The organism is Colwellia sp. KS18-150, from assembly GCF_057551365.1.
The window spans coordinates 1-13,053 of the sequence record NZ_BAAJMC010000013.1; the positions used below are offsets into that span (position 1 = coordinate 1).

Here is a 13,053-nt window from a genome sequence, read left to right on the forward strand (position 1 = left end):
ATAACTCTCTGTGGATTCAACTAAATGTCCTGAAGCAATTGCTACTAAGCCAACTAATGTTAATACAATGGTATATGGTAAAGCCATGATCATCATTCGTCCGTAAGATAAGCGTACAAGCGGTGCTATTGCAGAAGTTAATAAGAATAAAAATGCAGCTTGACCGTTTGGCGTAGCAACACTTGGTAAGTTAGTACCAGTATTGATTGCAACGGCTAGTAAATCAAATTGATCGCGTGTTATTTGTCCGGCAGCTAATGCATCTCCAACTTCAGAAATATAAACAGTACCGACAAAAACATTATCACTAACCATAGATAATAGGCCATTTGCTAAATAGAACATAACCAGTTGCATATTACCTTCATAGGTCAATACCCATGCTATTACCGGAGTAAATAATTCTTGATCAATAATAACGGCAACGACGGCAAAAAATACAGCAAGTAGCGAGGTGAAAGGTAGCGCTTCTTCAAAAGCGTGACCAATTTGATGCTCTTCAGTAACGCCAGTAAAAGTGGTCGCGAAAACAATAACGCTTAAACCGATTAAGCCAACAGGAGCAAGATGCAAAGCTAAGCCAACAATTAGCCATACTGCGATAACGCCTTGCATAATAAGTTTTACATTATCACGTTTACTACGGTTTCTGCTTTCTTCTTCATCATATTCACTAAGTACTTTAAGTACATTTTCAGGAAGTTTTACACCGTAACCAAACCATTTAAGTTTTTCTAATGATACACAGGTAATCATGCCTGCAAAAAATACTGGTATGGTTACTGGAGACATACGTATAGCGAATTCAATAAACTCCCAACCAGCTTGTTGACCAATGATCAAGTTTTGTGGTTCACCAACAATAGTACATACGCCACCAAGAGCGGTACCAACAGCTGCATGCATTAATAGGTTACGTAAATAGCCACGAAACTCTTCTAAATCATTACGATTATATTCAGGTAAGTCTTGGTCTTGGTTATGGTCATGTTCTTGCTGAGATTGTTTGCCAGATGCGACTTTGTGATAAACAGTATAGAAACCAACTGCGACACTGATAATAACGGCAATAACAGTTAGTGCATCTAGAAAGGCAGATAAAAAAGCACCTGAAAAACAAAATAACAAGGAAACTACAGTTTTTGAACGAACTTTAGTCACTATCTTGGTAAATAAAAATAATAGCAAACCCTTCATGAAGTAGATGCCAGCAACCATGAAAATAAGTAGTAGTATTACTTCAAAATTAACTACCATTTCATGCATGACCTGATTAGGTGAGGTCATGCCAATGAATACGGCTTCAATTGCTAACAAACCACCTGGTTGCAAAGGATAACATTTTAGTGCCATTGCTAGGGTGAAAATAAACTCAATAACTAATGCCCAACCTGCGGTGTAAGGGTCAACAAGAAAAAATAATATTGGGTTTATGATTAAGAAAGAAATAATTGCTAGTTTGTACCATTCAGGAGAGTTTCCTAAAAAGTTTTTATATAATGCACTCATAAATGACTGTTGCATAATTTGCCTTTTGGTAGGTAAACGATTAACTATATAGAGTTATTTATTATTGAATATAGTTAAACAGAAATATCAATAATTGCCAGTAGTTTAAGCACTATTTACAATATTGTAAATAACCATGTGCCACCATCTAAAAAGTTATTTGTAGGTAAATAACGTACATTTTAATAGATAGCATGAATAAAGAACCTATCAAAGAAAATCATAACTCTTCCGATATTGTTACTCGTTTTACTTTATTTTGTCGTTAATTTACGGGGATTACAGGTATTTTGTTCGTTAAGCAATGTAGGCAAAAAGTAAAAAATCTTTGATGAACTTAATCTGACCCTAATAAAAAAGATAAAACTAAAGATAGGTTATTATTGTAAATATTATTAACTTATTTGATAAACTCTTATTACGCTTGTACCTAGTCAATCTTCTGGTACAATCAGTTTTATTCATTTTGTTTTTAGGTATTTAAGCTCATATGGTTATTAAAGCGCAAAGCCCTGCCGGGTTCGCCGAGCAATATATTGTAGAATCTATCTGGAATGGTGGCTTCCCTCCGGGATCAATATTACCTGCAGAACGTGAGTTGTCAGAATTAATTGGTGTAACAAGAACGACTCTTAGAGAAGTATTACAACGCTTAGCTCGTGATGGTTGGCTGACGATAAAGCATGGTAAACCAACCAAAGTAAATAATTTTTGGGAAACTTCTAGCTTAAATATATTGGAAACTTTGGCTCAGCTTGATCAAGAAGGTATTCCTGATCTTGTTGATAATTTACTTTCTGCGCGTACCAATATTAGTGCTATCTATGTTCGTGGTGCAATTAAAAACAACCCAGAAAAAACTATTGAAGTGTTAAGTGCGTATCTCGATGTAGAAGATACCGGAGAAGCATTTGCTGAGTTCGACTATCGATTGAATAAAGAATTAGTCGTGGCATCAGGTAATTCCATTTACCTTCTGATATTAAACGGTTTTAGAGGTTTGTATTCTCGTATTGGTAGTTTATATTTTTCTCACCCTAAAGGGCGTGAAATATCAAGAGTTTACTATCAAAAACTGATTGACTTAGCTAAAGAAGGCCGCTTCGATGACTCTGTTTTTGCCGTGCGTAAATATGGTGTTGAATCAGGGAAGTTATGGGGCGATTTAAAAGATGACGTGTTAAAAGAGCTTTCAAACGACTAATAAGTCTAAAGATACTTTTATAGCGAAGAAAAGGCGACATTTAGTCGCCTTTTTTAGTCTTAACTTCAGGGCATTGAGCAATGATGGTATCTTTACCATCAGCTTTTTCTTGAACAATTTTTACATCAAATTGCCATAAATAATGTAAATGCTTTAATACCTCTGCTTTTGAATTACCTAATTCAATTTCATTGTGAGGAATATAACGTAAAGTCAGTGCTCTATCACCATTAATATTGGCATCAATGATTTGAATATTTACTTCCAAGTTACTTAAGTTATATTGATTGGCTAACTTTTGTCGTATTTTTTGATAGCCTTGTTCATTATGTATCGCTCCTATTTCGACAAAATTGTCTTTGGTATCATCATGAATATGAAATAATTTGAAATCTCGAATTAATTTTGGTGATAGATACTGACTAATAAAGCTTTCATCTTTAAAGTTCTCCATAGCAAAGTGCAGAGTGTCTAACCAGTTACTACCGGCAATCTCAGGAAAGTATTGTTTATCCTCTTCGGTTGGATGCTCACAGATACGCCTTATATCAATAAACATATTAAACCCAAGCGCATAAGGGTTGATTCCCGAATAATATTTGCTGTTATATTCTGGTTGGGCTACCACATTTGTGTGGCTATGAAGAAACTCCAGCATAAATTTATCTGTGACTAAGCCTTCATCGTATAAGTGGTTCAATATTGTATAGTGCCAAAAACAAGCCCAGCCTTCGTTCATCACCTGGGTCTGTTTTTGCGGGTAAAAATATTGAGATATTTTTCTAACAATACGCACAATTTCTCGTTGCCACGGTTTTAACAGTGGGGCATTTTTTTCTATGAAATATAGAATGTTTTCTTGTGGCTCAGAAGGGAACCGGTATTGCTCTGTACTTTCTTTTTTCTTTGTATCTGGGACAGTTCTCCATAACGCATTCACTTGAGATTGCAGATATTCCGCTCGCTCTTCCTGACGCTTTAATTCTTCATCCAATGATATTTTTTGTGGCCTCTTATACCGATCAACCCCGTGATTCATTAATGCATGGCATGCATCTAAAGTGGCTTCTACCTCATCTATGCCATATTTTTGCTCGCACTGAGCGATATAATTTTTTGAAAAAAGTAAGTAATCAATAATTGAACTAGCGTCAGTCCACGATTTAAATAGATAATTTCCCTTAAAAAAGGAGTTATGACCATAACAAGCATGAGCCATGACTAGTGCTTGCATAGGCATGGTGTTTTCTTCCATCAGGTAAGAAATACAGGGCTCAGAGTTAATGACTATTTCATATGCGAGTCCCATCTGACCACGTTTGTAGTTTTGCTCTGTTTGTATAAATTTTTTACCAAAGGTCCAATGGCTATAACCAATAGGCATACCAATGCTTGCATAAGCATCCATCATTTGTTCAGCTGTTATTACTTCTATTTGATTAGTGTAAGTATCCAAACGGTAATGTTTAGCCACTCTAGCTATTTCAGTTTGATATTTATCTAGCAGTTCAAACGTCCAGTCAGGACAATCATCTAAGGCTATCGTTTGTTTTGTTGATTTTGTAGCTTCCATAATTACCCCTATCTTCTATGCAGCATTTTCAGTGTTCTTTTTAAATAACTCTCGAAATACTGGATAAATATCAGCAACTTCTTTTATATGACGAATCGCAAAATTAGGATGAGACTTGGTTACTTGCTCGTAATGTTGCCAAAGTGTTTGATGAGCCCGTTGTGTTATTTCGATATAACTGAAGTAACGTGATTTAGGTAAAATTTTATTGACTAGCAATGACTTACAATGAGGAGAATCATCAGCCCAATTATCACCATCAGAAGCTTGAGCACCATAAATATTCCATTGATTATCGTTGTAGCGTTTATTGATTATTTCATCCATTAACTCTAAAGCACTTGAAGCTATGGTTCCGCCAGTTTCTTGAGAATAGAAAAACTCTTGTTCATCAACTTCTTTTGCTTGGGTGTGATGGCGAATATAGACCACATCAATATTTTTATAGGTTCTACTTAGGAATAAATAAAGCAAAATATAGAAACGCTTAGCCATTTCTTTTGTAGCTTGATCCATGGAGCCAGAAACATCCATTAAACAAAACATTACCGCTTTTGAAGTAGGTACTGCTTGCTTAGCATAATTTCGAAAACGTAAATCAAAAGTATCAATAAAAGGGACTTTGGCAATTTTATCTTTTAACGCTTGAATTTTTGTCAACAACTCTCGCTCTTCTTGTACATGGTCATGCTTATCTTGTTTCAGTTGCTCTAAGGATTGATGGTACTCCTTCAATTGTTTTCGTTTGGTTGATGTCATTGCTATCCGTCTAGCAATAGAGCCTTGTAGTGATTTAACAATATCAATATTAGCGGGCACACCTTCGGCGCAAAACCCTGAGCGCACCGTTTTGTATTCAATCAATTTATCAAGTTGATTCTTTTCTAAATTAGGCAGTTCAAGATCTTCAAATAATAGATTTAGATACTCCTCCTTTGAAATAGAGAAAGTGAACTCGTCTTCTCCTTCACCGCTATCACTTGCATCTCCTTGACCACTGGCTTGCCCTTGCTGTTTAGGTGGCTTGTTAATGCGGTCACCTGTGGTAAATTGATCATTTCCAGGGTGTATTTTATCTCTTACCCCACCTTCACCTTGATGAAAAATGGGCTCAGATAAGTCCTTTTTCGGGATGACGATATTTTCACCAGATTCTATGTCTGTGACTCCTCGCTGATTTATAGCATCAGAAACAGATTTTTTAATTTGATTCTTATAGCGTCTTAAAAAACGCTGTCGATTAACAGTACTTTTATTTTTACTGTTAAGTCGTCTATCAATAAAGTTAGCCATCATGAACTCCTTATCTCTTTATCACGCTTTCACTGGGTGAAACTTAAACCTAAGAGATACTACTTAAGAAGACTTTCTTACTCGCAAATACCATTCAGATAACAACCTGACTTGTTTCTTCGTATAACCTTTACTCATCATGCGCTCAACAAAATCATCATGTTTTTGTTGGTCGTCTTTTGACGTTTTTGAATTAAATGAAATAACAGGGAGCAAATCTTCGGTGTTAGAGAACATTTTTTTCTCAATAACCGTGCGTAGCTTCTCGTAACTTGTCCATAGTGGGTTCTTACCATTGTTATTTGCTTTCGCTCTAAGTACAAAGTTTACTATTTCATTTCGAAAATCTTTAGGGTTGCTTATACCTGCAGGCTTTTCTATTTTTTCCAGCTCTTCATTTAATGATTGTCTGTCAAATAGTTGCCCTGTTTCATTATCACGATACTCTTGATCTTGAATCCAAAAATCAGCATAAGTGACATAACGGTCAAATATATTTTGGCCATACTCAGAGTACGACTCAAGGTAAGCGGTTTGAATTTCTTTACCTATAAAATCAATATATTGTGGAGTTAAATACCCTTTGATGAATTCTAAATAGCGCTCGGTAGTTTCTTTAGGGAGCTGCTCACGTTCTACTTGCTGCTCTAAAACATAGAATAAGTGCACAGGGTTAGCTGCGACTTCTTGATGATCAAAATTAAATACCCGTGAAAGTATTTTAAAGGCAAAACGAGTAGATAAACCTGACATGCCTTCATCTATACCTGCATAATCTCGGTATTCTTGATAAGACTTAGCTTTTGGATCGGTATCTTTTAATGTTTCGCCATCATAGACGCGCATTTTTGAATAAATACTAGAGTTTTCTGGCTCTTTCAATCTTGAAAGAACAGAAAATTGCGCTAACGTTTTTAACGTATCAGGTGCACACTGGGCATTTTTTAATTCACTGTGCTCGAGTAGCTTTTTATAAATGTTTATTTCTTCAGAAACTCGCATGCAATAAGGTACTTTAACTATATATACACGGTCTAAAAATGCTTCATTGTTTTTATTGTTTCTAAAGGTCTGCCATTCAGACTCATTAGAATGTGCCAGTAAAATGCCATTAAAGGGTAATGCAGATAAGCCTTCTGTTGGATTATAATTACCTTCTTGAGTCGCGGTTAATAATGGGTGAAGAACCTTAATAGGCGCTTTGAACATCTCAACAAATTCCATTAACCCCTGATTAGCTCGACATAGCGCACCTGAGTAGCTATATGCATCGGCATCATTTTGAGCGAAATGCTCTAATTGCCTGATATCTACTTTACCTACTAGTGCTGAAATATCCTGATTATTATCATCACCGGGCTCTGTTTTAGCGATGGCAATTTGATCAAGAATTGACGGATATACTTTTACTACTTTAAATTGAGCAATATCACCTTTAAATTCATGTAGGCGTTTAGCTGCCCATGGTGAAATAATGCTATGTAAATAACGAGAAGGGATGTTGTACTCTTCTTGTAAAATTTTACCATCTGAATGTAAGTCGAATAAACAAAAAGGGTGATCATTAACAGGACTGCGCTCTCCATTAGCACTTAATACATAAATTGGCTCTTGTTGCATTAATGCTTTTAATTTTTCGGCTAAAGATGATTTACCGCCACCTACAGGTCCAAGTAAATAGAGGATTTGTTTTTGCTCTTCTAAACCTTGAGACGCATGCTTAAGGTAAGAAACTATTTGTTCTATTGCTTCTTCCATACCATAAAAATCAGCAAAAGCAGGATAACGTTTAATGACCCGATTAGAAAAAATCCGACTTAAACTTGGATCTGTTGCAGTATCTATTTCTTCAGGCTCGCCGATAGCACTTAGAAGTCTTTCAGAAGCCGAGACATATGCGAGTTTGTTTTCTTTACAAAGAGATAAAAACTCTTGCAAGCTAAACTCTTCCTGTTGAGCCTGTTCATAACGTGCTTGATAATGTTGAAAAATACTCATAACTACCTCCAAAAATAAATGCGCTAACCCTAGTTAATCAAATATATTTTCTTTCTTATTTTAAGCCTAGTTGCTTTGTGTAATTTTGCTAACAAAAATTGTAAATATGATTCAAATTATTAATTGAAAAAGATAATAAGAACAAATAATTATTAAAATAAATTTTTTGCTGTAAAAGTTGTTGATTTAAGAATCTTTGCCTAGACTTCGCATAAACAGAGTTATTTTTAATAGATATTTAGTTAATTAGAGGCGAGTTATGGATTTTTTCAAGACTTTATCTGTACGTTATAAAATACTTTTGATTCCACTCGTCGGGGCACTAGGATTTTGTATATATTTAGCAATTACCTTAATTGCGATGTCACATATAATCACTCAGTTAGACCAAGCATATCGTGTAGAATATCAACTTTTACAAACTTCAGAATATTCGTTAGTCCGCTTAGATAAATTAAAAGAAACTCTTGGTAATGCTGCAACAATGGGGGAAACAGATCTACTTGATACGGCTAATATTTATGCAGAAGAAACACGAGATAAGCTCAAGCAAAATATTCAAACAGATAAAGCCAATGCGAGTTTTTTAAGAACATTACTGAGTGATTTTGATCAGTATTACCAGTTAGCTTACGGTTTATCTAAAGAAATGGTAGACGGAACAGCAGATTTCGCAACCATAGGCCAACGTAGCCAAGATATGTCTAATCAATTAACAAATTTGCAAAATAAGCTTAATAAATTCCAAACAGAACGCTATCAATCTTTTACTCAAGCATTTGAATCAGTTAACGAAAAAGCCGAATCGACGTCTACTACGGGTATTGTGGTGGGCATTATAACATTAGTAGCACTATTCGTTGTTGCACTACCTATTGCAAAATCTATTAGTGCGAGCTTGACTGATATTATTGATTCAATGAAAGATATTGCTCAAGAAAATGGTGATTTAACGGTTAGGCTAAAAACTAATAACAAAGATGAAATGGGGGATTTGGTTTTTTGGTTTAATAGTTTTATAGAAAAGCTCCAAGGCGTCATCAAAAATGTTGTTGATACCGCTCTTCCTTTAGCAGACACCGCCAGTAGCATATCTTCTCTATCAAATAGCACAATTGACTCTTTTAAGCGTCAATCAGACAGCGTTACCCAATCAAGACAATCCGTTGAAGAAATGAGCCATAGTGTTGCTGAAATAACTACAAATGCAGCCGATGCAGCCGATGCCGCTAAAAATGCCAATAGTGAAGCTGAGAAAGGTCAGCAAGTGGTTGGACAAACCGTGACCGGTATTCGTGAATTAGCTGAAAATGTTACCAGAGCAGCGGAGTCTATTAATCAATTACAAGAAGATACCAATAGAGTCAATGTGGTTTTAGAAGTAATCAGAGGGATCGCCGAACAAACAAATTTACTTGCACTTAACGCTGCTATTGAAGCAGCAAGAGCAGGTGAGCAAGGACGAGGCTTTGCGGTTGTCGCCGATGAAGTAAGGAATTTAGCGTCACGCACTCAAGAGTCCACAGAAGAGATTAATCAAATGCTTGGTCAGCTTCAAAGTGCGGCTAAAAAAGCGGTTTCCATGATGGAAAGCTCACGAGCTAGTGTTGAAGAAAGTGTTAAAACAGCCAATGAGGCCGGCGATAGTTTAGTGGTGATTACTGACACCGTAAATACGATAGCGGATATGAATGGTGCAATAGCGGTCGCGACAGAAGAGCAACATCAAGTTTCGGGTTTAATGGTCGGGCATGTGGAAGATATACAAGCCTGCGCTGATGAAGCTTCTACTGCTTCACATGAAGTAGCCGGAGTAAGTGAGCAATTATTACGTTTGGCTTCCGAGCTAGAAGCCGTCGCAAGACAATTTAAAGTATAACTGTCGATGAGTAACTGAACTTATGACAATTAAAGGTGAAACAGAACAACTTTATAATTTTATTGACATGAAATTAAGGTGAAGAGTATGAAGAAAATATATAGAACGTTATTGCTGGCTAGCGTGTTATTAACAAACTATTCGCATGCAGAAGTCGCATTCAATGGTTTCGCATCAATTGTTGGGGGAGTCACTTCCAGTGATGAAACCTTATATGGTTTTGATGATAATATAGATTTTAGTCAAGGGTCTCTATTAGCATTACAGGCGTCTGCAGATCTTTCTGAAGGCTTAAGTGTTACAGCACAGATACTCGCTCGCGGTGAAGATGACTGGGATCCCGACTTTGAATGGGCTTATGTTGCTTATGATGCTACAGATAACTTACGCCTTTTAGCGGGAAGACAGCGAGTACCTTTTTACATGTATTCAGACTTTTTAGATGTGTCTTATGCTTACCCTTGGATAAGTCCTCCGTCTGGAGTTTATAGCCTTGCGTTTGATACCTTCGACGGCTTAGGTGCTATTTACTCTGGAAGTATGGGAAGTTTTGATACTAATCTTCATGTTATTTATGGAGGTAATAAATCAGAACTAACTCTTGAAGGTGAAAATATAAAACCTAATTTTAATGACTTAGTTGGCGTCGCTTTTACTGTCACAAGAGACTGGTTAACATTGCGTGCAGGCTATGTACAAGCAGAAATGAATATCGCTGTCGAAGCTTCAGCGCCATTAATTGCTGGTTGGCGCGCAGCAGGATTTAATGATGTTGCAGACGATATTGAAGTTTTAGAAGATACAGGCTCATTTGTGGAGTTAGGTTTTCAAATTGATTATAACAACCTGATTGTGGTGGGAGAATTTACTCAGTTAACTCTTGACGGAACAACTTTAGCTGATGAAGATTCTTATTATATTTTAGCAGGATACCGTTTTGACAACTTTCTGGCTCATGTTACCTATGGCGTAGATGACGATAGCAAAGACAGAATTACCGATGATGTTCCCGTTGTCGCACCTTTATTACCCTTGTTAATCCCTACCAATGGACTAACGGATAGCCAAGCAAATGAAGCAAGTTACATAACCTTGGGTTTACGTTGGGATTTTCATGATTCAGCAGCAATTAAATTTGAATACACAACATATAGCGATGATTTAGATAGTAATAATGATGCCGGCTTGTTTCAAACAGCAATCGTCACCGTATTTTAATGTTATTTGTCTATAATTATTGTAGGTAACAATAATTGCAAAGGAGTTTGATATGAAAACATTAAAACTAATAGGTTTTATGGCATTACTTCTAAACTTTACAGCAAATGCTGATGTTGCTGTTATTGTGAATATTGATAATAAAGCAACATTTTCTGATGGTGATATCTCTAGAATCTTTTTGGGAAAATTAAAGCAATTTTCCACAGGGGAGAAAGCAGTACCTGTAAACTTAAAGCTAGGCATCGACACTCGTAATGAGTTTGAACAAAAGGTATTAAATAAAAGCTCACGACAAATAAAAGCGTATTGGTCAAAGCTTGTATTTTCAGGTAAAGGAAAACCACCACCAGAATTAGTTTCCGATAAAGATGTAGTGGCTATGGTTGCTTCAGATACCAATATTATTGCATATGTCGATACGAGTAGTGTCGATGAAAGTGTCAAAGTAATTCAGGTATTTTAATTATTTTTTATTGATGTTGGTTTACGGCTTTACATGAAAATAGACAGCTAAATCTTGATATGAAACATTGGTAATAACAGCATTATAGGAGTTGAACACGATGAAGAAGGTAATGGAATTTAATATTAAATTATTAGCAGCTATATTTTTTCTATTAACTAGTACTATTGCTGTGGCTGAAGTTGCAGTGATTGTAAATACTAATAATAACGCCGCAGTAAATGAAAGTGATATCTCTCGTATTTTTCTAGGTAAAGTAAAGCAGTTTTCAAGTGGTGATAAAATAACTATTATCAATTTGAAATTTAAACAAGCCACAAGAAATGAATTTGAAGAAAAGGTGCTTAATAAAAGTGCTAGCCAAGTAAAGGCTTACTGGTCTAAGTTAATGTTTTCAGGCAAAGGAAAGCCACCTAAAGAGCTTGCTAGTGATAAAGACGTGATCGCATTTGTATCAGCTAACCCAGGTGCAATAGGATATATTTCTGCTGCAAATGCGGATAGTTCAGTGAAAGTCATTAAAACATTTTAGCTACAAGTTGAAATCATAAAAAAAAACGAGCATTTAGTGCTCGTTTTTTGCTTTTACTCTACTATTAATTAACTATTAACTGAAATTCGCCTCGGCAAAGTCCCAGTTTGCTAATGCCCAAAAGCCTTCCATGTATTTAGGACGAAGATTACGATAATCAATGTAATAAGCATGTTCCCATAAATCAACAGTGATTAATGGGGTAACACCTTCATCAGTTAAAGGTGTAGCAGCATTAGAAGTATTAACAATGGCTAAACTGCCATCGGCATTTTTTACTAACCAAGTCCAGCTTGAGCCAAAATTATTAATAGCGCTCTCTGTAAATTTAGCTTTAAACTCAGCAAAAGAGCCAAAGCTAGCATTGATTGCATCAGCTAAATCACCGGTAGGCTCACCGCCACCGTTTGGTGACAAGCTATTCCAATAGAAAGTATGATTCCAAATTTGAGCTGCGTTATTGAAAATACCGCCGGTTGAATTCTTAACAATTTCTTCTAACGATTTATTGGCTAACTCACCACCTTCAATTAATCCATTTAGTTTTACTACATATGTATTATGGTGCTTACCATAGTGAAAAGATAATGTTTCAGCAGAGATATGAGGTTCTAACGCGTTCTGTTCGTAAGGTAATGCAGGTAATTCTATAGCCATTTTGCTCTCCAGTTTTCTTTATAAAAAAGTTACAGTGTATTTGTGAATAAAGAGTGTATTTTCCTTTAAAACCTGAGTAAAATACTCAAGTATTAATTTATACTATATTGATAAATTACTGTATAGGGTTTATTCATTCATTTTTCAAGTTAACTAGGTGAAATTAACTGTTAACTTAAGTATTTATTATATTGTATTGAAAAGCTAAATTATGGCTCCATTATATTTGCAATCAGAGAATGAAGTTACAATTAACTTAGGTTAATTCAATATAATAAGTATTATTTATTAGAGGTTATTATGGATACTATTGAACGCATTAAAGAACAGATTAGCGAAAATACAATTTTGCTTTATATGAAGGGCTCACCTAAATTACCAAGTTGTGGTTTTTCTTCTCAAGCATCTCAAGCATTAATTTCTTGTGGTGAGCAATTTGCTTATGTTGATATTTTGCAAAATCCTGATATTCGCGCTGAACTGCCGAAATATGCTGATTGGCCAACCTTCCCACAACTTTGGGTTGAAGGTGAACTTGTAGGCGGCTGCGATATTATTATCGAAATGTTTCAACAAGGTGAATTACAAACATTAGTAAAAGAAGCTGCAGCTAAAAATACACCGGCAGAATAATTTTACTTAAAACTATAATTGGTATTGAATTTTCTTAATTAATCACAATAATGTATTGTGATTATTCATTTCTCAATATTATTTTTTATAA

11 protein-coding genes are annotated in these 13,053 nt (G+C 35.6%); 6 read left to right on the forward strand and 5 right to left on the reverse strand.

Features of this window, described 5'->3' with window-relative positions; all coding sequences use genetic code 11:
* A partial coding sequence (gene nhaB, locus AC27IF_RS14145) for a sodium/proton antiporter NhaB (protein ID WP_487054988.1) occupies positions 1–1,524 on the reverse strand: 1,524 nt, incomplete at its 3' end.
* A gap of 475 nt (positions 1,525–1,999) precedes the next feature.
* Between nhaB and fadR the strand changes: the two genes are divergently transcribed.
* A complete protein-coding gene (fadR, locus tag AC27IF_RS14150; protein ID WP_487054989.1) occupies positions 2,000–2,713 on the forward strand; it encodes a fatty acid metabolism transcriptional regulator FadR in 714 nt (237 codons plus the stop codon).
* A gap of 40 nt (positions 2,714–2,753) precedes the next feature.
* Here fadR and AC27IF_RS14155 read toward each other — a convergent pair whose 3' ends face one another.
* The 3 genes from AC27IF_RS14155 to AC27IF_RS14165 form a co-directional block, all read right to left on the reverse strand.
* Complete coding sequence (locus AC27IF_RS14155) at positions 2,754–4,286, reverse strand: SpoVR family protein (RefSeq protein WP_487054990.1); 1,533 nt, start codon at positions 4,284–4,286, stop codon at positions 2,754–2,756.
* A gap of 15 nt (positions 4,287–4,301) precedes the next feature.
* A complete protein-coding gene (locus tag AC27IF_RS14160) occupies positions 4,302–5,579 on the reverse strand; it encodes a YeaH/YhbH family protein (protein ID WP_487055070.1) in 1,278 nt (425 codons plus the stop codon).
* A gap of 63 nt (positions 5,580–5,642) precedes the next feature.
* Complete coding sequence (locus tag AC27IF_RS14165) at positions 5,643–7,577, reverse strand: PrkA family serine protein kinase (RefSeq protein WP_487054991.1); 1,935 nt, start codon at positions 7,575–7,577, stop codon at positions 5,643–5,645.
* 259 nt (positions 7,578–7,836) lie between these two features.
* On the opposite strand from AC27IF_RS14165, the gene AC27IF_RS14170 reads away from it, so the two are divergent.
* From AC27IF_RS14170 to AC27IF_RS14185, 4 genes are all read left to right on the forward strand, one after another.
* Positions 7,837–9,456, forward strand: a complete 1,620-nt coding sequence (locus tag AC27IF_RS14170) for a methyl-accepting chemotaxis protein (RefSeq protein ID WP_487054992.1) — start codon at positions 7,837–7,839, stop codon at positions 9,454–9,456.
* An 87-nt stretch (positions 9,457–9,543) separates the two neighbouring features.
* Complete coding sequence (locus AC27IF_RS14175) at positions 9,544–10,674, forward strand: porin (protein WP_487054993.1); 1,131 nt, start codon at positions 9,544–9,546, stop codon at positions 10,672–10,674.
* Positions 10,675–10,726: 52 nt separating this feature from the next.
* Positions 10,727–11,140 carry a type 2 periplasmic-binding domain-containing protein gene (locus AC27IF_RS14180; RefSeq protein ID WP_487054994.1) on the forward strand — a complete coding sequence of 138 codons (414 nt, stop codon included), beginning with the start codon at positions 10,727–10,729 and terminating at the stop codon, positions 11,138–11,140.
* Between the two features lie 100 nt (positions 11,141–11,240).
* Positions 11,241–11,672, forward strand: a complete 432-nt coding sequence (locus AC27IF_RS14185; protein ID WP_487054995.1) for a substrate-binding domain-containing protein — start codon at positions 11,241–11,243, stop codon at positions 11,670–11,672.
* A gap of 75 nt (positions 11,673–11,747) precedes the next feature.
* Here AC27IF_RS14185 and sodB read toward each other — a convergent pair whose 3' ends face one another.
* Entirely contained in the window at positions 11,748–12,329 is a 582-nt protein-coding gene (gene sodB, locus AC27IF_RS14190; RefSeq protein WP_487054996.1) for a superoxide dismutase [Fe], read from the reverse strand.
* Positions 12,330–12,629: 300 nt separating this feature from the next.
* On the opposite strand from sodB, the gene AC27IF_RS14195 reads away from it, so the two are divergent.
* On the forward strand, positions 12,630–12,962 hold the full coding sequence (locus AC27IF_RS14195; RefSeq protein ID WP_487054997.1) for a Grx4 family monothiol glutaredoxin: 333 nt from the start codon (positions 12,630–12,632) through the stop codon (positions 12,960–12,962).
* Positions 12,963–13,053 lie beyond the last annotated feature (91 nt).

Bases quoted from the DNA above. Each gene is read 5' to 3' on its own strand.
- fadR (WP_487054989.1), top strand. From the start codon at position 2,000: ATGGTTATTAAAGCGCAAAGCCCTGCCGGGTTCGCCGAGCAATATATT.
- AC27IF_RS14155 (WP_487054990.1), bottom strand. From the start codon at position 4,286: ATGGAAGCTACAAAATCAACAAAACAAACGATAGCCTTAGATGATTGT.
- AC27IF_RS14160 (WP_487055070.1), bottom strand. From the start codon at position 5,579: ATGGCTAACTTTATTGATAGACGACTTAACAGTAAAAATAAAAGTACT.
- AC27IF_RS14165 (WP_487054991.1), bottom strand. From the start codon at position 7,577: ATGAGTATTTTTCAACATTATCAAGCACGTTATGAACAGGCTCAACAG.
- AC27IF_RS14170 (WP_487054992.1), top strand. From the start codon at position 7,837: ATGGATTTTTTCAAGACTTTATCTGTACGTTATAAAATACTTTTGATT.
- AC27IF_RS14175 (WP_487054993.1), top strand. From the start codon at position 9,544: ATGAAGAAAATATATAGAACGTTATTGCTGGCTAGCGTGTTATTAACA.
- AC27IF_RS14180 (WP_487054994.1), top strand. From the start codon at position 10,727: ATGAAAACATTAAAACTAATAGGTTTTATGGCATTACTTCTAAACTTT.
- AC27IF_RS14185 (WP_487054995.1), top strand. From the start codon at position 11,241: ATGAAGAAGGTAATGGAATTTAATATTAAATTATTAGCAGCTATATTT.
- sodB (WP_487054996.1), bottom strand. From the start codon at position 12,329: ATGGCTATAGAATTACCTGCATTACCTTACGAACAGAACGCGTTAGAA.
- AC27IF_RS14195 (WP_487054997.1), top strand. From the start codon at position 12,630: ATGGATACTATTGAACGCATTAAAGAACAGATTAGCGAAAATACAATT.